This window comes from Bacillus sp. AK124 (genome assembly GCF_053903085.1).
Genome location: NZ_CP096378.1, coordinates 1,228,818 through 1,248,983, shown reverse-complemented (window position 1 = coordinate 1,248,983; position 20,166 = coordinate 1,228,818). Strand labels below are relative to the sequence as shown.

18 protein-coding genes are annotated in these 20,166 nt (G+C 46.3%); 2 read left to right on the top strand and 16 right to left on the bottom strand.

What is annotated here, in order from left to right; genetic code table 11:
- Window positions 1-135 precede the first annotated feature (135 nt).
- The gene (locus tag M1E06_RS06285; protein WP_020452536.1) at window positions 136-363 is read right to left on the bottom strand and encodes a DUF3923 family protein; all 228 of its coding nucleotides are present in this window, start codon (window positions 361-363) and stop codon (window positions 136-138) included.
- A gap of 259 nt (window positions 364-622) precedes the next feature.
- Between M1E06_RS06285 and M1E06_RS06280 the strand changes: the two genes are divergently transcribed.
- Window positions 623-1,435 (top strand): HAD family hydrolase, encoded by an 813-nt coding sequence (locus tag M1E06_RS06280; RefSeq protein ID WP_020452537.1) that lies wholly within the window; start codon window positions 623-625, stop codon window positions 1,433-1,435.
- A 31-nt stretch (window positions 1,436-1,466) separates the two neighbouring features.
- On the opposite strand, the gene thrS is transcribed toward M1E06_RS06280, so the two are convergent.
- From thrS to M1E06_RS06235, 9 genes are all read right to left on the bottom strand, one after another.
- On the bottom strand, window positions 1,467-3,398 hold the full coding sequence (gene thrS / locus M1E06_RS06275; protein ID WP_020452538.1) for a threonine--tRNA ligase: 1,932 nt from the start codon (window positions 3,396-3,398) through the stop codon (window positions 1,467-1,469).
- Between the two features lie 344 nt (window positions 3,399-3,742).
- On the bottom strand, window positions 3,743-4,585 hold the full coding sequence (gene ytxC / locus M1E06_RS06270) for a putative sporulation protein YtxC (RefSeq protein WP_020452539.1): 843 nt from the start codon (window positions 4,583-4,585) through the stop codon (window positions 3,743-3,745).
- Between the two features lie 77 nt (window positions 4,586-4,662).
- On the bottom strand, window positions 4,663-5,295 hold the full coding sequence (locus M1E06_RS06265) for a TVP38/TMEM64 family protein (RefSeq protein WP_026579089.1): 633 nt from the start codon (window positions 5,293-5,295) through the stop codon (window positions 4,663-4,665).
- Window positions 5,296-5,333: 38 nt separating this feature from the next.
- Window positions 5,334-6,266 carry a primosomal protein DnaI gene (dnaI, locus tag M1E06_RS06260; RefSeq protein WP_080131470.1) on the bottom strand — a complete coding sequence of 311 codons (933 nt, stop codon included), beginning with the start codon at window positions 6,264-6,266 and terminating at the stop codon, window positions 5,334-5,336.
- A 15-nt stretch (window positions 6,267-6,281) separates the two neighbouring features.
- The gene (locus M1E06_RS06255) at window positions 6,282-7,706 is read right to left on the bottom strand and encodes a replication initiation and membrane attachment family protein (RefSeq protein WP_080131471.1); all 1,425 of its coding nucleotides are present in this window, start codon (window positions 7,704-7,706) and stop codon (window positions 6,282-6,284) included.
- Window positions 7,707-7,822: 116 nt separating this feature from the next.
- On the bottom strand, window positions 7,823-8,281 hold the full coding sequence (gene nrdR, locus M1E06_RS06250) for a transcriptional regulator NrdR (RefSeq protein WP_020452543.1): 459 nt from the start codon (window positions 8,279-8,281) through the stop codon (window positions 7,823-7,825).
- Between the two features lie 16 nt (window positions 8,282-8,297).
- Window positions 8,298-8,690 carry a hypothetical protein gene (locus tag M1E06_RS06245; protein WP_020452544.1) on the bottom strand — a complete coding sequence of 131 codons (393 nt, stop codon included), beginning with the start codon at window positions 8,688-8,690 and terminating at the stop codon, window positions 8,298-8,300.
- Between the two features lie 185 nt (window positions 8,691-8,875).
- Window positions 8,876-9,262 (bottom strand): adenosylmethionine decarboxylase, encoded by a 387-nt coding sequence (gene speD / locus M1E06_RS06240; RefSeq protein ID WP_020452545.1) that lies wholly within the window; start codon window positions 9,260-9,262, stop codon window positions 8,876-8,878.
- Window positions 9,263-9,497: 235 nt separating this feature from the next.
- Window positions 9,498-10,520 (bottom strand): glyceraldehyde-3-phosphate dehydrogenase, encoded by a 1,023-nt coding sequence (locus tag M1E06_RS06235; RefSeq protein ID WP_020452546.1) that lies wholly within the window; start codon window positions 10,518-10,520, stop codon window positions 9,498-9,500.
- A 253-nt stretch (window positions 10,521-10,773) separates the two neighbouring features.
- Here M1E06_RS06235 and M1E06_RS06230 point away from each other — a divergent pair, with 253 nt between their 5' ends.
- Window positions 10,774-12,258 (top strand): pectate lyase family protein, encoded by a 1,485-nt coding sequence (locus tag M1E06_RS06230; RefSeq protein WP_216904393.1) that lies wholly within the window; start codon window positions 10,774-10,776, stop codon window positions 12,256-12,258.
- 25 nt (window positions 12,259-12,283) lie between these two features.
- Here M1E06_RS06230 and coaE read toward each other — a convergent pair whose 3' ends face one another.
- The 6 genes from coaE to M1E06_RS06200 all read right to left on the bottom strand — a co-directional run bounded on the left by coaE (window position 12,284) and on the right by M1E06_RS06200 (window position 19,961).
- Window positions 12,284-12,889, bottom strand: coding sequence for a dephospho-CoA kinase (gene coaE, locus M1E06_RS06225; RefSeq protein WP_195201913.1), 606 nt, complete (start codon window positions 12,887-12,889; stop codon window positions 12,284-12,286).
- Window positions 12,890-12,906: 17 nt separating this feature from the next.
- Window positions 12,907-13,539 carry a sporulation membrane protein YtaF gene (gene ytaF / locus M1E06_RS06220; protein ID WP_009329359.1) on the bottom strand — a complete coding sequence of 211 codons (633 nt, stop codon included), beginning with the start codon at window positions 13,537-13,539 and terminating at the stop codon, window positions 12,907-12,909.
- Window positions 13,540-13,759: 220 nt separating this feature from the next.
- Window positions 13,760-14,587 (bottom strand): DNA-formamidopyrimidine glycosylase, encoded by an 828-nt coding sequence (gene mutM, locus M1E06_RS06215; protein WP_023855481.1) that lies wholly within the window; start codon window positions 14,585-14,587, stop codon window positions 13,760-13,762.
- An 18-nt stretch (window positions 14,588-14,605) separates the two neighbouring features.
- Window positions 14,606-17,245 (bottom strand): DNA polymerase I, encoded by a 2,640-nt coding sequence (polA, locus tag M1E06_RS06210; protein ID WP_195201914.1) that lies wholly within the window; start codon window positions 17,243-17,245, stop codon window positions 14,606-14,608.
- A 255-nt stretch (window positions 17,246-17,500) separates the two neighbouring features.
- Window positions 17,501-19,246, bottom strand: coding sequence for a two-component system histidine kinase PnpS (gene pnpS / locus M1E06_RS06205; protein WP_020452551.1), 1,746 nt, complete (start codon window positions 19,244-19,246; stop codon window positions 17,501-17,503).
- Window positions 19,239-19,961: a response regulator transcription factor gene (locus M1E06_RS06200; protein ID WP_020452552.1), complete on the bottom strand. Its 723-nt coding sequence runs from the start codon at window positions 19,959-19,961 to the stop codon at window positions 19,239-19,241. Before M1E06_RS06200 ends, pnpS begins: the two co-directional genes overlap by 8 nt.
- Window positions 19,962-20,166: the final 205 nt, after the last annotated feature.

The window sequence follows — 20,166 nt, the reverse complement described above, 5'->3', positions numbered from 1 at the left end:
GCGGTGTTCAGGCAGGACGCCTGGGTGGTTAGCCGCCGATCCTTCCTCTATTCGCGAGCACCGACGCGCAGGCCTGACAACGAATGCGAGGGTTTGTCGACACGCTGAAGGCAGCAAACAATTGCTGCCTTTACCTTATTTGCTGCTACCCGTTTTCAAATTAACAATCAGCCACACAACTTGAATAATGAATGGAAATATAAATGCAATCAATAAAACGATAAACGCTATTAATTTAAGCTCAGGCGTTTGAGTAACACCGGCGCCATCAACATCTCTCAGCCACACGAGAGCCGTCCCCATTACAAAAACGGCCATCCAAAATATGTTGCAAATCCACCAAAATATCCATCGTTTTTTCACAAAACCATTCCTTCCATTTCTACACTGTATCTGCTTCTTCTGTCCGCATGAGAGCCCGTTATCACGAACATAAGATGCATCTTAAAAATCCCCTGCATTTCCAAACAATAGAAACCCGTTTCATTCTATCATATTCGAGAAGCTTTCACACTTTGACACTGCATTACATCACATTCTTAAATTCATTTCTTTCACATCCATTTAATCTATTGTAAAATAAATAAGAGAATTCTATAAATTAATGGCAGAGGAGAAGATCATGAAAGCCGTATTTTTTGATTTAGACGATACATTGCTCTGGGATGAAAAAAGCGTCAGCACAGCATTTTCCAAAACGTGTCTTAAAGCTGAAGAAAAATACGGAATCCATGCGGAAGAATTTGAAGCAGCGGTCCGCGAAGCAGCGCGAAAGCTTTACACGTCTTATGAAACATATCCATACACCGTCATGATCGGCATCAACCCATTTGAAGGCCTGTGGTCAAACTTCAGCGAGCCGATCAGCGAAGGCTTTCAAAAACTGAACAAAATTGTTCCTGAATACAGAAAAAACGCATGGACAAACGGATTGAAGGCGTTTGGCATCGACGATCCCGCCTTCGGGGAAGAACTCGGCGAATATTTCGCCGCAGTGCGCCGAAAGAGCCCTTTCGTGTATGAAGAAACATTTGCCGTTTTAGATGAACTGAAAGGAAAAGTAGAGCTTCTTTTGCTGACAAACGGCGATCCGAGCCTGCAGAAAGAAAAGTTGGCAGGCGTACCGGAACTTGCTCCTTATTTTAATGAAATCGTCATTTCCGGTGAATTCGGAAAAGGAAAGCCTGATCCAAGCATATTTGAACACTGCCTCAGCCTCCTCGGCATGACAAAGGATGATGCCGTGATGGTCGGAGACAACTTGAACACCGACATTCTCGGGGCTTCCAGAGCGGGCATTCAAACCGTCTGGGTCAACCGCAAAGGCAAAAAGAATGAAACTGACCTTACACCCGATCACGAAATCAGCCATTTGAGCGAACTGTTCGATATCCTCCGCGGAAAAACAGCCGACAAACTAAGCAAAAAAGCATGACTCCCGAGCGGGAATCATGCTTTTTTCTCGTTTATTTCTTTGCTTCTGCAACGGCTTTTTTAATGAAGTCTGCAAAGGCAACTGTTTCTGATTTTTGCTCTCCGTATTTGCGGACGTTGACGGCTTCGTTTTCAACTTCCTGGTCGCCGACGACAAGCATGTACGGGATTTTTTGCATCTGTGCTTCACGGATTTTATAGCCGATTTTCTCGTCACGGATATCGACTTCAACACGAAGTCCTTCACGCTGCAGGCGCTCTTGAACTTTTTTGGCGTAGTCAAGATGCACGGACGGCGATACAGGGATGACCTGGAACTGAACAGGGGCAAGCCATGTCGGCAATGCGCCTTTATGCTCCTCAATTAAGAAAGCGACAAACCGTTCCATTGTGGAAACGACACCTCTGTGAATGACGACCGGACGATGAGGTTTTCCGTCTTCTCCGACATATGTCAGATCAAATTTTTCAGGAAGAAGGAAGTCCAGCTGTACAGTTGACAGTGTTTCCTCTTTTCCGATTGCTGTTTTGACCTGAACGTCAAGCTTCGGTCCGTAGAACGCCGCTTCCCCTTCGGCTTCGTAATAATCGTGTCCGATCTCGTCCATCGCTTCCTTCAGCATCGATTGCGCTCTGTTCCACATTTCATCGTCATCGTAATATTTCTCTGTATCTTCAGGGTCGCGGTAAGACAAGCGGAATGAGTACTGCTCAAGGCCGAAGTCTTCATACACTTCCTGAATCAGGCGGACAGTGCGGATGAACTCTTCCTTAATTTGATCGGGACGGACGAAAATGTGCGCGTCATTCAAAGTCATCCCGCGAACACGCTGCAGACCTGAGAGAGCGCCTGACATTTCGTAGCGGTGCATCGTTCCGAGCTCCGCGATCCGGATCGGCAGTTCACGGTAGCTGTGAATGTCGTTTTTATAAATCATCATATGATGCGGACAGTTCATCGGTCGAAGCGTCAATGTTTCATTGTCCATTTCAATCGGAGGGAACATTGTGTCTTGATAATGATCCCAATGCCCTGACGTTTCGTAAAGTTCTTTGCTGCCAAGGACAGGTGTATACACGTGCTCATAGCCGAGCGCAAGCTCTTTGTCAACGATATAGCGCTCGATGACGCGTCTGATGGTTGCACCCTTTGGCAGCCAAAGCGGCAGCCCTTGCCCTACCTTTTGCGAAATCGCAAACAGCTTCAGTTCTTTTCCGAGCTTTCTGTGGTCGCGTTCTTTTGCTTCCTCAAGGAGGCGAAGATGCTCATCAAGCTCCGCTTTTTTGAAGAAAGCCGTACCGTAAATGCGCTGGAGCATCTTGTTGTTGCTGTCTCCGCGCCAGTATGCTCCCGCAAGGCTCAGCAGTTTGAACTCCTTGATTTTTCCTGTCGAAGGAACGTGAACACCGCGGCACAGATCGAAGAATTCGCCTTGCTCATAGATCGATACCGTTTCACCTTCCGGAATCGCATCAAGCAGTTCCAATTTCAAATCATCGCCGATTTCGGCAAACCGGGCTCTGGCTTCCTCACGGCTGACTTCTTTTCTTACGATCGGCAGATTTTCGCCAACGATTTTTTTCATTTCCTTCTCAATCTTCGGAAGGTCTTCCGGAGTCAGCGCTTCTTCCATATCCACATCGTAGTAGAAGCCGTTTTCAATGACCGGACCCACGCCGAGCTTCACGTTTTTATACAGGCGCTTGATCGCCTGGGCCATTAAGTGTGCAGTACTGTGGCGCATGATTTCAAGCGCTTCTTCGCTGCCTTCTGTAATGATTTCGATGGCGCCGTCCTCAAGGATCGGTGCGCGCAGATCGATTTCTTTGCCGTTTAATTTCCCCGCTATTGATTTTTTCTTTAAGCCGGGACTGATTGATGCCGCGATATCTTCTGTTGTCGTCGTTTTTGCAAACTCCTTAACCGCTCCGTCAGGAAATTTGATTTTTACCATATCTGACATCCTAGTCACTCCTTTTTTTTTACAAAATAAAAAATCCCCGTCCCCCTATGAAAGGGACGAGGATTAATAAACGGAATTCGTGGTTCCACCCTTTTTCCCGAAAACGCAAAAAACCCGTCGCGCTCTCGGCTTTCGGTTCTGTAACGGGAAGTCCCGTCAGTCATTACTAGACACATTGTCGTTCACAACTGATGTTCAAAGGCGGTAAAAAAATGCTCCTTGGCTTAAGAGACTTTCAGCCGTGGTCTCCCTCTCTGTCAAACCGGTGTTCATCTTTTCATGTCCTTATCGATACATAATATCTTTAAGTTTACATCGTATTATAAATCGTTTTTCACACAAAATCAAGAATGCTCTTCCAAAATGTTTTCTCGCGGATGAAAGGCGTCAAGCGAAAGAATCCGTACGCGCTCCTGAAAAATATTTTGAATGGTCTGAACCATGGCGTGTTCCCGGTCTTCTGTATAGAGGTCTATTTTTTCCGGCGCAATCGATACGAGCGGAGCCAGGAGATGGGAATCAATATACATCGGGTGTTCTCTTACGAACCGCCTGTCTATGTATTTTTTTTGTTCCCGTTCAGAAATATACTTTAATTCCCACAATACAAAATAACCGTCGTGCACAATGCGGACATGGTCAAGCATCGGCTCTTTCGACATGACGTAGTCTCTCAGCGATTGAATGAATGTCTGATATTCCTGTTCCATTTTATACTCGTCAATTGCCGCCTCCACATAAGACCTGAGGCGTTCATAATACCTCCCGAGGCGAAATGTCATAAAAGACCGAATGGAAAAGACGTTTTCCTCAAGACAAATCGTTTGGAGCTCCTGAATGATGTAATGTTCGCGAGGGGTGTCGTCCTTGTTGAGAGGAAGCCCTTCAAGTTCGCCCTCCATAATGCTGTGGGCCAGTTGAAGAATCTGCTGCTGTTCATCCCGGTCCAAAAAGTAATAATCGCCTTCAATAACCGAAAGCATGTATTCGTCTTCTTTGCATTCTGTAAAAAATCTCGTCAGAACCGGCTCAATATAGGCCTGAATACTGACAGAGGAATGGGTCTTTTCAATTCCGATCTTCCCTGGTGCTTCGTGAATCTTGATATGCCGGTTCGCATCCGCATTGCGAAGGAGATGCAAAAACGCGGCTGTATCATAATCATCTTCAAATGTAATTTCAAGCATGTTTGTCCCCCCTAACAACATCTGATACATGTATATGGGAGTGACAAATAAAATAGACGTAAAAAAAGGATGAGCCCTTAATCGAGGAGCGCCTGCACTTTTTTTCTGAACAAAAGAGGCACGGTAATGAATATCAAGTAAATTGCCGCTGTAGCTGCAATTGCTATGATGTCGCCGGTCAAGAGGCTTGACCCGAGCACATTTAAAATAACGGTGCCCGGAATGATGCCCGCAGCCGTCGCCAGGGCAAACGACAGGGGCTTCACTTTTGACACGCCTGCCGCATAGCTAACCGCGTCAAAATGAATCGGCGCGAGCCTCAAGAGCAGAATGCAGAAAAAGCCGTTTTTCCGCAAAAGCGTCCGCAGGCTGTCAAGCTTCAGCGGCATGTGCTGAAGGTTTCCGCCGAGCCTGTATGCAACAGCGAATGACAAAAATGCACCGCCCGCCGCACCGATAAAAGAATACAAAGAGCCAAACAGCGGACCGAATGCGAGGCCCCCGCTGACGGCGAAAACGGAAGCAGGTAGCAGCAAAAACGGCCGGATCATCAATAATCCGATATAGATGAGCGGGGCGAAAATCCCGAAGGATAAGACGCCTTCTCTTATATGAGCGGGGCTCAGATTCAGATATTTCGCATTCAACCATAGTCCGGCCGCCGCGATTACGGCGATAACCGTCCATTTGGCCAAGGTTCTTTTTTGCATCTTCTTCATCTCCGTAATTGAAGCTCGGGATCATGTGATTACTGACGTCGGTTTTTCCCGTCCAGCCGGACAGGTGTCGCTAAATACAGCACCCTCTCCATCAGCCTTGCCGCTTTCACCTCTTCTTTTTCGCCCCTTTGCGAATAGGTGAAATGGTGTTTCAGTTCATCAGGGTCAAAGTTGGAAGAGAAAAACGTCGGCAGCTGATGAGACATTCTGTGCTGAAGGATGGCGCCAAGCACCTCATCCCTCACCCAGCTTGACATGGACTCCGCACCGATATCATCGAGCATTAGAATCGGCGTAGACTTGACCATCTCAAGCTTTTCTTCAAGCGACTGATCGTGTATCGCATTTTTCAGTTCCCTGACAAATTCGGGGACATAGACGAGAATGGATGGATGGTCCTTTGCCGCAAGCTCGTTGGCGATGGCGGCCAGCATAAAGGTTTTTCCGACCCCGAACTTCCCGTAGACGTAGATGCCTTTTCCCTTTCCCGTTTCGTTATAGTCATGCAAAAAGCCCGTCACAAGCTGAAGGACCTTTAATCTGCTCGGATCATCTCCGTCAATATCGGCAAACGTAGCATTCAAGAGATCCTGTTGAATATAGATGCTTTTAATCAGCGACCGCTGTCTTTCCCTCTCGTCCGCTGCCTTTTTTTCCGGACACCTGTCATATTGAACATCGATCGTTTTTCCGTTCATCACAAGCTTTGGATGATAACCTTTAATCAGGTTTTTGCACTCTTTCAGACTCGGGCAGTCTTGGCATGCTTTGCTTTGCTGTGTAAATTCATAAAGCTTGTTTAGGCTCCTGTCGATCATTCCTTGATCCACTTCTGACTGGCGGCTGTTTAAAAACTCCTGAACATCCTTGTCAGAGAGCACTTTTTCTTTCATATCTTCAAGGCGTTTTTGAAAATCGGGTCTCGTCGTCACGCCTTGCAAAGCGCGTTTAATCGGCTCCATCATCTTCACCTCACATTAAAGAGCGGAATGGTTTTTCAGTTTTTTTATTTCTTCGAGCAGCTTCTGCTTCTGTTGGTCAAAGCCTTCTCTCGTTACGGAACCGGCCGGCTCTGTTTCGAGCGGTTTGCTGTCGGCTTCGTCACTTTCCCGAAGCCAGTCAGGCAGCTTTTCTTCCCTGATGACTTTCTTGTTCCGGGAAGGCTTTTTCTTCCCTTCCGCCCATTCAAGATATTGGCGGTTTTCTTCTTTCGCAAGCTTCATGGCCTCTCTAACCGTGCGAACGTTTTTTCTGGCCCAGTGAGAAGCTATTTTTTGGGTGTAATTTTTCGAAAGCTTCATATCGGTTTTCAGCATGACATAATAAATCAGAACATTGATGACGCCGGGCTCTAATTTTTGGTCAAGCATTATTTCTTCTATAATTTTCAGATCGGCTTTGGATGGTTCCGCTCCGCCGCCGATATCCTGCAGCAGCTTTTTCGGCGATACCTGCTCAAGCAAAGCAATCAAATTGTCTTCCTTGGCATTCGTTGACGACTGTTGATTCGGCTGTTCGCGGAGATTCATCGGCTGCACTTTGTCGACGAGTTCCGGAAGCGAGCCGCTGCGCTCGATCTGATACCAGTCGCTCGCCGCTTTTCTGAGCGCTTCTGTCGTGATCGTATCGTGCTCATCAACGGCTGACATGACGACGTTTTGCATCTGAAGCGGTTCGATCCCGTAGAGAAAGGCGAGCTTTTTAATCGTTTCCTTCACTTGGTCTGACAGCGCTTTTCTCGGAATAAGCGTGTCGGATAAACCGGCGAGAAACAGTTGAAAGTCAAAGGCGTCGTCTGTGACCGCCGCCGGTTTGCCATTCCCTTCTTTCATCCATTCACGATCTTCGCGAAGCTCCATCGCTTCGATCATATCGTCAGACATCTTCCATTCGCTCGGCTGGACAGATGCAAAAACTTCGTTGAAAGAACGGGTGATATCCCGTGCTTCTTCGGGAACAGACGGGTGGGAAAAGTATTCTTTCAGCTGCTGAAACCTCGCTTTTCCGACGCGGTTGTACAAGAAGACATTCAGCATGCCGTCCTGAAAGAACTCATCCGGTCTGAGCGGCGGAATCAATTCATATATAAACAAACGCTCGTCTTCCGTTTCTTTCATATAAGTTTTCAACAGTCCGATTCCCTCAAGCTTTTCCTTCTCTGAGTGAATCGTCTTCAGGTTGGTCTGCATCGCCGCCATCAGCTGTCTGTGAGTCGAGCTTTTCCCCCAGACTCTGTTTTGCTCCAGTTCCCCCCACAGCGTGAGAAACAAGCTGAATGAAAAAGAGCCGATTAGAGGCTGATACAATAGCGTGACAATTTGCCGGTCCAAGTCCTGAAGCAATCCGCAGCTTTTGACAACGTACGGATCGACAGGAAGCAAGTCTTTCCAATAATTACTCATATCTTTTGTCAACCTTCCACTTTGTTTCTTTTCCTCATTTTACACCTTTTTCAGGCCTTCATGTCACACGACCGTGGTTTTATCATGAGAAAAGAGCTGGATTAATTTACAGCTCTTTACCGTTCTTTCTTTATTAAGTCTTTCAGCTCGTCGATAAATACGTTAATATCTTTAAATTGGCGGTATACTGAAGCAAACCGGACGTATGCGACTTCGTCGATTTTCGCAAGCCGGTCCATCACCATTTCTCCGATCATATCGCTTTTCACTTCAGCAACGCCTTGATTTCTAAGCTCTTTTTCAATTTCAAAGCAAATATCCTCAAGTTGCTTTAAGGCGACAGGGCGTTTTTCGCACGCTTTGATCAAACCGCGGAGCATCTTCTCGCGGCTGAATTCTTCCCGGATTCCTTCTTTTTTTACGACGATGAGCGGAATTTCTTCCACTTTTTCAAATGTAGTAAATCGATAGTTGCATGATTCGCATTCGCGTCTTCTGCGAATCGATCTGCCTTCGTCAACGGGACGGGAGTCCAAAACCCTCGTCCCGTTATGCTGACATGCTGGACATTTCATTTTTTCAGCTCCCTATTCAATTGTTTGAATGTACAGATTTCTGCAGCTTTCCGTCCAGTTCGCTGTATAGCGTCGAGACAAGCCCGCGGCTGTAGCCAAAATCGGTCGGCAAAAACGTTTCCGTTGACACATTAAAATCCACCGCTGTATCAAAAGGGCGAATCGACACGACTGTCGCCACCACAAAAGCTTTTCGCGTTTTTTTCACCTCGGCGCTGATTTCTCCTCTTTCTTCCGACACCGATGTCACCTTACAGCCGTCAAGGCCTTCCAGCACTTCCTTTACAGCATTGAGCGCTTCTTTTGACGCCGCTTTATAATAGCGGCTCTTCAGCTTGTCCGAAGGATGGCGGTCAGACGTTTCGGCGTGTGTAGAAAAAAACCGGTGAATGTTTTGAAAAAGACTCATATCCCCTGTCCCCTTTGTCTTTCTTCTCTATATTTTATTAAAAAAATGGTTGATTTCCAAGGGAAAACAAATTAGGGCAAGAGAATGCCGGGGAAAATATGTTTCGGGGATTGTCGCGAGAGGAAAGAAAAAGGAGCGGATTTTAAAAGCGGTGTCCGCTTTTTCATCCAGCTCCTCTATCGGCATTAAAGTGCCTGTGCTTTGGCGTTGGCCTGTTTCACCTGAACAGGTCCCATGCCTCTCGGTATTTCAATGTTCTCTCTTGTTTCTGCTCTTAATTCTTCTGCGATATAATCGGCAGCTACGTTCGGATCTAAATCTCCGCAAGTATAAACATCAATGCTGGCATATCCGTGTTCAGGAAAACTGTGAATGGTCAAGTGAGATTCAGAAATGATCACAACCCCGCTTACACCTTGAGGTGCAAACTTATGAAAGGCTACCTCACGTACCTCAGCACCTGACTTCAGTGCCGCATTTACAAACGTTTTTTCAATAAAATCCATGTCATTCAGCTTATCAAAATCGCATCCCCACAGTTCGGAGATAACGTGACGCCCCATTGTTTCCATAGCATGGACCCCCCTTAACAAGAATTAGAAAAGTGAATTTCCAAGCAACTGAACCGGTCATTTACCACGGGGGAAAGTTAGTCCGGAGAGGTCCTAACCCTTTAAGTAATGCCGAAGCGCTCACGAACTAGAAGTTCACGAAAAATAGTATACTTTGTTTGAATATTTTTTGCAAGGCGGTTTTATCATTTGATGGTTAAGGGGTATTTATTTTTTATCCGTCCATGCTCTTATTTTATACAGCCGAAGGGTGTTTCATTCTTGAAGCCACGTATCTGATTAAATCGACAACCCTGCACGAATATCCCCATTCGTTGTCATACCATGCGAGCACTTTCACCTTTCTGTTCTCAAGCACCATTGTTGAAAGGCTGTCGATCACCGCCGAGTATGGATTCGTATTAAAATCGGATGAGACAAGCGGTTCATCGCATACATCGAGGATCCCGGACATCGAGCCTGCCGCCGCCATTCGGAACGCTTCATTAATATCTTCTGCCGTCGCATCGCTTTTTAAATCAGCCACAAGGTCAACGAGTGACACATTTGAGACGGGAACGCGCAGGGCCAGGCCGTGCATTCTTCCTTTTAAATGTGGCATGACAAGTGACAGCGCTTTCGCGGCGCCTGTCGTTGTCGGAATGATCGAAGAACCGCAGGCGCGCGCCCTTCTCAAGTCTTTGTGCGGATTATCAATATTTTTTTGATCATTTGTAAATGCGTGAACAGTGGTCACCAGGCCGTTTTCAATGCCAAATGCATCATCAAGCACTTTTGCGACAGGAGCGAGACAATTCGTCGTACAGGAAGCGTTTGAAATAATCGTATGACGCTCCGCATCAAATTCGCGTTCATTGACGCCCATCACGATTGTGATGTCTTCATTTTTCCCCGGCGCTGTCAAAATAACTTTTTTCGCGCCGGCTTCAATATGAGCTTCCGCTTTTTCCTTCGCGTTAAATTTCCCCGTCGCTTCTACGACGATGTCGATTCCGTATTGCGCCCACGGAAGAAGTTTAGGGTCCCTCTGATTGGTCAGCATGACCTTTTTACCGTTAACGAACAGGCAATCGTCTCCAGCGTTTACATCAAGCTCATATCGGCCGTGATTTGTGTCATACTTTATTAAATGAGCGAGCGTTTCCGGAGGGTAGCTCGCATTGATCACTGCAATGTCAATCTGTTCATCAAGCATCGCTTTTCTAAACACCATTCTGCCGATCCGGCCGAATCCGTTTATCGCAACTTTCACTTTCATCAAATATGCACCCCTTATTTTATGTCATTCCACATCATGATTTATTCAAAATAAGTATAACACATTATTTTTAATTAGCCATACCATTTGTTTCTTTTACAGCAAATTTACGCGGTTTTTGTGAAACAATGAACAAAGAACTAGAAAAAATCGGCATTAAAGCATATATTTCAAATGCATCTTTAGTGCTACAATTTCCAACGGCGCCAAATTTTCACACGACAGAAGGCAGTGTCTTCAAGAAAGGACAACCATGAAACTGACCAAAAACATATATTTTATCATTTCTTTTTTGGCTGCGGCCGGCATTTATTTTTTTATAGGAACAGCAGCCGCTTCCGCGGCGAACGAAGGTTATCCGAAACAGATGATCAGGCTGGAAAGCTTATCAGGCATAAACATCACGCCCGCCGGGAATCAAGATAATGCACCGCTAACAGCAAAACAGATGAGCGGGGAAAAAGCAGAAAGATGGAGGCTGGATACGTCTGACGGCAAACAGTTCAAAATCAGAAATATGGATAACGGCAAAATTATCATCCCTTCCCATTACGCGTTGTCAAACAATAATCCCGCTGTAGTCTACTATGACAATTCACGAAAAGAAGAGTTGTGGAATATTATCGGGGCTGACAAAGACGGAAACGGAGACTTTATCACGTATAAAATCGTCAGTGCGCAAAACAACAGCCTTGCCCTGACACTGGACGGCAACGGAGTGAAGCTTGCCAAATATACAGGCAGCTCCGTCCAAAAGTGGAAGCTTCCAAGCGACGGTCTCGAAGGTTTCGCGGGCTATGCAAAGGAAACGAATGGCAAGCAGAAAACAGGCACAACCGGCGGCCTGCTTGGAAAAGTCGTCTATGTCAACAATCTGGGCGAACTGAAAGCCAATATTGGAGGTTCAACGCCCCGCACCATTGTCGTCTCCAGCAATATCGGCGCTTCAGCCAAAACGGTATTGACGGTGGGTGCCAATAAAACAATCATCGGCTCGTATGAAAAACATAAGCTGAACAACATTTACTTTAAAACAAAAACGGACTCAGGCAACGTGATTTTCAAAAATCTGATCATTGCACATGATGCATTCATAAATGAAAACAACGACATCCCTGTTTACATTACAGATTCGAGGAATTACTGGATTGACCATGTCACATTCCAGGGCCACAGCTATTCAGCAAACGGTCACGATCTCGACAAGCTCTTATACATCGGCGCTAAAGCCGATTACGTCACACTGTCTCACAGCACATTCACAGACCACAGGTACGGCTTGATTCTCGGCTGGCCTCAAGATGACAAGCAATACCACAGTATATATAATGGATATCCGCGGATGACAATCAGCCACAACCGCTTTGAGAATCTCTATGTCAGGGCGCCCGGGTTGATGCGTTACGGCCATTTTCATGTGAAAAACAATTATATCAACAATTACCATCTAGGCTTCACGATAACGACATTGGCCAAAATTTATTCTGAAGCCAATTACTTCGGTACGGGCAGCGAGAAAGGCATACTTGATGATTACGGAGACGGCTCATTTAAAGATGTCGGATCATATCCGGCGATAAAAGGACAGAAATCGCCTGAAACAAGCTGGAAACCTTCATCCAACTACAGTTATCGGACGATGAAGGCAGGCAATGCCAAAGCTTTTGCCGAACGGTATGCAGGTGCACAACGCACCGCGCTGTATTATGCGAATTACAGCCAGTTTAAAAACGACTAATAAAAAAGTGAGCGCAATTTCGCGCTCACTTTTCAATATTTGACCATGTATCAAGCAGCTGATGAAGCTGCGCTTCTGTATCTTTCAGACTGCCGCTGTTATCGATCACCGCGTCTGCCTTTTTCTTTTTTTCGTCAAGAGAATGCTGGGCGTGAATTCTGTTCAGCGCCTCGTCTTCAGTGAGCCGGTTTCTTTTCATCAGCCGCTCAAGCTGAAGCTCCATCGGCACCCAGACGACGATCACTTTATCTGTCAAATGTTCAAGCCCGCTTTCATATAAAAGCGGAATATCGAGAACAACAAACCGTTCACCGGCCCGGATGGCTTCGTCGCGCTGTTTGATCATCATTTTTCTCACTTCCGGATGGACGATCGCATTTAACTGCATCCTCTTTTCTTCGTTAGTAAAAACAATTTCTCCAAGTTTTCTCCGGTCGATACCGCCTGTTTCAAGCAGCACGCCTTGACCAAATGTCTCTGCGATTTTGTGATAAGCGGGCATCCCTTGTTCAACGGCCTCTTTCGCGATCACGTCCGCATCGACGACTGTGATGCCGCACTGCTGGAACATTTGCGCGACAGTACTTTTGCCGCTGGCAATCCCTCCGGTCAACCCGATGACCAATGTCAAAGGCCTGCACCTCCTTCTTACAGTTTCCAGATGCCGATCATAATCAGCAATATACCGGGAAGAAAGGTCAGTTTATCCATCCAGTTCCATTTCGATAAAAATCGCCCCGCCTGTATTCCGCAAAATACGAACAATGAGCTCATGATGCCTACCGTAATGCTCATCGGTACAGGGGAAAAGCCGAGCGCAGCCGCGCCGATCCCTGCTCCGAACGCGTCAATAGAGAGGGCGAAACCGAGAAGGAAAGCTTCTATACCGGTAATGATTCCTGATTTATCAATGTCGGCGCTTGTCGGTTTTCTTAAAATGTGTATCACGATTCCGAGCGATTTCAATTCAAGGTTGATGAGCGTTTTTTCAGAGAAGACGAGATCCTGTTCTTTCTCCGGCCTGAAAAACTGATACAGCACCCATGCGCCGATCCCCATTAATATGACGGCTCCGAGCCTTTCTGTTACGACAACGGGCAGGAATTTCGCCAAAAGGGTTCCGATCATCATGGCAATATACATCACGGCACCAGAGCAAAAAGCAATAATCAAAATCGCTTTAAATGGGATTTTCAACTTTCGCAATCCGTAAGTAAATCCGACTGAAAAACTGTCCAAGCTGACGGCAAATGCCAGCAGCAAGAAAGATGCAAACATCATATCAGGCTCTTCCTTTCTGTTGATGCGAGCAGTTAAGTCATGCAGCCTAAAGGCAGCTTTCTAGGCTTCTTATATATATGAAAGAAGAAAACCATCCGTGTGTTGTTTACCCGAAAAAGAAACATCACACCTTAAAGCTTGCTTTTAACAGCTATATGGAGCGTATGCATCGACAGCTTGAACCATGATACGGCTTGCTGTTGTCCCTTTTATGCGATTGTCATTTTTTCTGGCACTTTATGCAAAAATGCGTGCCCCTTCCGCCAACGACTGTTTTTTCAATTGGAGATCCGCACTTTTTACAAGGTTCATCTTTCCGGCCGTAAACGAAAAGTTTGAGCTGGAACATGCCGATTTCACCTTGTGAATTGATGTAAGATCTGACTGTGCTTCCCCCTGCTTCAACAGCTTCCTTTAACGTTTGAACGATCTCTTCATGAAGAAGAACCGTCTGTTTTTTTGTGAGCTTGTTCGCTGTTGTCTCGGGATGGATACCGGCTCTGAACAAAGCCTCGTCGACATAAATATTGCCCAGTCCGACCACTGTCCGCTGATCGAGCAGTGCGGTTTTCACTGAGCGGTTTGTTTTCTTCAGGCGCTCTCTTAAGTAACCGGCTGTAAATTCCTCGCTGAAAGGTTCGGGACCGAGCTGCCTGAGAGGCAGCTCCGTCAGTTCTTCTCCCGGCTTAAACAAATGCATCGTGCCGAACTTTCTGACATCCCGGTAGCGCAGCTCGCTTCCGTCCGTGAACCTGAAAATGACGTGCACATGTTTATCAAGGGGTTCATCGTTTTGATGAAGCCCGTACTTTCCTTCCATTCTCAAATGGGAAACCATGACACAATCATCAAGATGAAACAACAGGAATTTTCCCCTTCTTCCGATCGACTGAATCGTCTGACCGGCCAGGAGCCTTGCGAATTCCTCAGGCTCCTCCGGACGTTTTATGATTTTTGTCCATCTGACATCAACCGCATCGATCGTTTTCCCTCTTACAAGCCCGGCAAGAGTGCGCCGGACCGTTTCGACTTCTGGTAATTCCGGCACATCATCACTTCCTTTTCTCTATTTTGCATCGTACCATGAAGGCCCTGAAGCGCAGTCCACTTTCAGCGGAACATCGAGCTCCAATGCATGTTCCATTACTTCCGGAACCAGTTTTTCAAGCACTTTGATTTCATCTTCAGGCGCTTCAAAAATCAATTCGTCGTGAACCTGTAGCAGCAGTTTGGCCTGGAGATTTTTTTCTTTCAGCTTGTCCGCCATGTCGATCATCGCTTTTTTAATGATATCTGCGGCGCTTCCCTGGATCGGCGTGTTCATTGCCGTCCGTTCGGCAAAGCTGCGCAGATTGAAATTCCGACTCGTCAATTCCGGTATATACCGCCTCCGGCTTAAAAGAGTCGTCACATAGCCCCTCTGTTTCGCTTCTTGAACGGTTTCTTCCATGTATTCTTTAACTCCCTGGAAGCTGTGGAAATAGCGCTCAATAAACGCGGCCGCTTCCTTTCTTGTAATTCCCAGGTTTTGCGACAAGCCGTAGTCGCTGATTCCGTAGACGATTCCGAAATTGACGGCTTTCGCCTGCCTCCTCATCGCAGGGGTGACTTCTTCTTCTGATACATGAAAAACATCCATCGCCGTTTTCGTGTGAACGTCCATATCGTTCGTGAACGCTTCAATCAAATTTTTATCCTTTGAAATGTGGGCGAGAACCCTCAATTCGATTTGGGAGTAATCCGCAGCGAATATGAGCCAGCCTTTTTGCGAAGGGACAAACGCCTGCCGGATTTTGCGGCCTTCCTCAAGACGGATCGGTATATTTTGCAGATTTGGATCGGTTGAGCTGAGCCTTCCCGTCTGTGTTAAAGCTTGATTAAAGCGGGTATGCACTTTATGGCTGTCTTTTTTGATTACTTTTAAAAGCCCTTCGACGTATGTGGACTGGAGCTTGCCGATCTGTCTGTAGTGCAGAATATCTTCGATAATGACGTGTTTGTCGCGCAGTTTTTCCAGCACATCGGCTGAAGTCGAATAGCCCGTTTTTGTTTTTTTGACGGCAGGCAGCCCGAGTTTTTCAAACAAAATCACACCGAGCTGCTTTGGAGAATTGATATTGAACGTTTCACCTGCTGACTCGTGGATTTTCTTCTCGTATTCCGCTAATTTGGCGGACAGTTCTTCCCCCATTTTTTTCAATCTGTCGACATCGACTTGGACACCGATCGATTCCATCTCACCTAGAATGTGGGCGAGGGGCATTTCGAGCGCTTCAAACAGATCGAGCTGCTCGTTTTTCTCCAATTCATCAAGGAGCTTTTCGCGGAGCAGCGATATCGCCTTCGCTTTTCTGGCTAAATGGTCTGCAAGCTCCTTCTCATCCGGCACCGCCTGTTTCGCGCCTTTTCCGTAGACCGCTTCATCTGCCGCGACAATGTGTAATTGGTGTTCTTTCGCAACGCTTGCAACATCGTCGTAAGAGTGTCCCGGATTGATGATATAGGCCGCAAGGAGAACGTCAAATTCTGCGCCTTTCAGTTCGATGCCCCGCCAACGCAAAGCGACCGCCGCGCGTTTTGCATCAAACACCCATTTCTTTTTCGACTCGTCTTCGGCCCACTCTTTAAAACGGTCCGACTGAACGGCCGTCTCTTCCGGGATGAAGAAAGCGCCATGTTCGTTGACGATCGAAAAACCGAGAATCGGCGCCTCATGATAATTGTCGCCGAGCTGTTCGACAACGAGTGCAGCCGGTGACGCAAACAAATCATCCGTGATGTCTGTTTTGATCGTGACGTTGGTCTCTTCAAACTGTTCTTCTTCTTTTTCTCCCGGCTCTTCGCCAATCCTTTCGAGCAAAGAGTTAAAACCGAGATCTTTAAAAATCTTGACGACCGCTTCCCTGTCAAAACCTTCGTATCCGAGGGAATCGAGGGTGACTTCAAGCGGCGCTTCTGTCGTAATTGTCGCAAGCTCTTTGCTCATCAATGCCTGTTCTTTAAATTCTTCAAGCTTTTCTTTCAGTTTTTTTCCGCTGACTTCGTCTATTGACGACAGCAGCTCCTCTACTGTATGGAACTGTTTCAAAAGCTTGATCGCCGTCTTTTCGCCGACGCCCGGCACACCTGGAATGTTGTCTGATGAGTCTCCCATCAGCCCTTTCATGTCAATGATTTGTTCAGGTGTAAGTCCGTACTTTTCCCGGACATGTTCCGGCGTATAGTATTCAACATCTGTAATGCCCTTTTTCGTGATGGCAACCGTCGTTCCTTCTGTAGCCAGCTGTGTCAGGTCTTTGTCGCCGGAAAAAATCTTCACTTCAAATCCGTCTTTTTCCGCTGACTTCGCAAGGGTGCCGATAATATCATCGGCCTCGTAGTTTTCAAGCTCATACCTTGAGATTTGATAGGCGTCGAGGAGCTCGCGGATAAACGGCAGCTGCTCGGACAGCTCGGGCGGCGTTTTTTGTCTGCCGCCTTTATATTCTTTAAACGTTTTATGTCTGAATGTCGTTTTCCCCGCATCAAAAGCAACGAGCATGTGGGTCGGTTTTTCTTCTTCAAGCATCTTCATTAAGATCGTAGTAAAACCGTACACAGCGTTTGTATGTATCCCTTTTTCATTGCTGAGAAGAGGCAGAGCGAAAAACGCGCGGTAAGCCAGGCTGTTTCCGTCAACCAATACTAGTTTTTTTCTTTCAGTCATCTTTATCCTCCTAAGGAGCCGATTCGTCAGCTTCCATTCAACTTCGTGATCATATTTGCTTATTTTATTTTAGCAAAGTTCATTTTGAAAGGAAAATGAGAGTGATTTCGCAGAAAAATAAAAAAAGGGACGCGCTGTTGATCGCGTCCGTCCATATGGCTCCTTGGATGAAGGGGTTCACTAATGATCCTATCAGCCAAGTTTTAACCATATATATAAAAGTTGTTAAGCCTTTGTAAAGTTTGCTAAATGAAGCTACTCGGATGCGCGTTTTAAGCGGACCGTGAATTCGGTGCCTTTCCCCCGCTCGCTTTCGACGTCGATTTCACCGTCGTGGGCTTCGACTAAATGCTTGACGATCGCAAGGCCGAGACCGGTTCCTCCTGAATTTCTGCTCCTGTCTTTATCGATCCGGTAGAAGCGTTCGAATATTCTCGGGATTTCGGACCGCTTGATCCCGATGCCCGTATCCTTCACTTTGACTTGCACTGCATTTTCCAGTACATCAGCCGAAATCGTTACGTTTCCATCTTCAGGCGTATATGTGAGGGCATTGTTCACCAAATTTAAAAAGATCTGCTTTAGTCTGTGCGGATCCCCAGAAGCAACGGCTGGCATCTCCGGCTTTTCCAGGGTCAAGGTGATTCCTTTTTCCTCCGCTTTATTCTTCAAAAGCATCTCAATTTCAGCGAGGATTTCACCAATATTGCAATTTTGAATATTCAAGGTGAAGTTCTGCTGTTCGATTTTCGACAGATCCAACAGGTCCTGGATCAACGTTTGCAGACGGCTGCTCTCTTTTAAGATGATCGATAGAAATTGCAGCAGCGTCTCCCTTTCGTTCATCGCTCCGTCTAAAAGCGTCTCGGTGAACCCTTTGATCGATGTAATCGGCGTTTTCAGCTCATGGGAGACATTGGCGACAAAGTCCTTCCTCATTTCTTCAAGCTGCTTTCTTTCCGTCATATCATGGAACACGAGAACGATGCCTTTCCACTCATCATTGATGCCGATAATTGGAACTCCGTCGACTTCAAAATACCTTCTTTCAATTTTGATCGGCAGTTTAAACATTTTGCGGACCTTTGTTTCCGTCATAAAAATTTCTTCGATGAGATTAATGATTTCTTCGTGTTCGAGCACTTCGTGATAGAAATGGTAAAGAAGCTGATCGGCTTCTACGTGAAATTGCTTTTGATAAGCGCGGTTCACAAGGTGAATATAACCCTTTCCATCGATTAAGATCAGACCGGAGTCGATATTTTCGATGACGGTTTGCAGACGGTCGCGCTGCATTTCCTGTGCTCTTGTCATGTCCTGCAGGTTCTGCGCCAGCATATTAATGGACTGGCTTAGCATCGTTTCATCTTCGTTGAAAGTTCTTGCTTTATAGTTTCCTTTGGCAAGCTCAATCGCTACTTGTGTCGCAGACTCAATCGGATTCGTATATTGAGAGGTTATTCTCGCCCCAAGCCCGGCGATGATTAAAAAGGCCGTTCCAAGGCTCACGCCGAGGAGAATCCAGATCTTTTGATTGATATCTTGCAATGAATCGACAGGAGTGCTGATCAGAATATATCCATTCACATTCCCGTCTTCTTTCAGCGGCTGCACGTAACGGTAAACGGACTCGTCATCTGGATTGATTCTGAAGCCTCCTCCTTCACCGTTTAAATCCGACTCAAGCGCTTCTTTGATAACGGATTGATCTTCTGCACGGCCCCCAAAATGAAAAAGAACCTGACCTTTTGTATCAACCAGCGATACATGACTGTCCAGTTCACGGCTTGCCTTCTCTAAAATGGCTCCTTGCTCCGAAGACTTCATGTTTTCACGATTTGCCAATGAAGCGACCAAAGCGGCTTCTTTTTCAATATGGCTGCTCAGTTTGGCATCGTATGAGGAGTGAAACAAGTGAACGAGCAGAAAACCGAGTGAAGCAAATACGAGAATCAAAAGCGTCAGCAGGGCAGCTAAAAGCCGGGTCCGGAATTTAATCATTCAGCTTCGGCTCCTCCATTTTGTAGCCAAGACCTCTGATTGTTTTAATGTATTCCGGTTTTTTCGTATTTTTTTCGATCTTATCGCGAAGATGGCTGATATGGACATCGACGATGCGCGTATCGCCCGCGAAGTCGTAGTTCCAGACAGCGTTGAGGAGAAGGTCTCTCGTCAGCACCCTCCCTTTATGCCTTCCCAAATATAAAAGGAGTTCGAATTCCTTAGGCGTTAGCTCGAGGCGTTCGTTTTGAAAGTAAACCTCATAATGTTCTGGCAGTATTTTCAATTCGCCTATGATCAGCTCGCCTGCATCCGGTTCTTCCGTCTCCTCCGGATGAACGGACAGCGTCTGTGTTCTTCTTAAAATCGCTTTGACCCTTGCCGTCACCTCTCTCGGGCTGAACGGCTTCGTCATATAGTCATCGGCACCCAGCTCGAGACCGAGCACCTTATCAAATTCATCATCCTTAGCGGTCAGCATCAAAATCGGATACATCAGCTTCTTCTGTCTGAGTTCCTTGCATACTTCAATGCCGTCCATTTTAGGAAGCATCAGATCGAGCACGATCAGATCCGGCTTCTCTTCAATCGCCTTTAATAAGCCGGCCTCTCCGTCCATGGCCGTCACCACATGATAGCCCGACCGTTCAAGGTTATATTTTAGAAGGGTAACAATCGATTCCTCATCATCTACAACTAATATCTTTTTGCTCATGACATGCCTCCAGGCTTCAGATTTCCCCGACATCTCTTTCTCTATCTTTTGTTAAATAAACGTTTTCACTCCTATTTTAACGAAAGCCTATCCGTTCGACAATTTGATTTTTCAGTGTTTTGCATAAAATCTCTCTTTTTCGGCAATAAACCGCTGTTTTAAGCGATGGAATGCTTCCAGAAAAAAGAATGAAAATGTCCGGGCA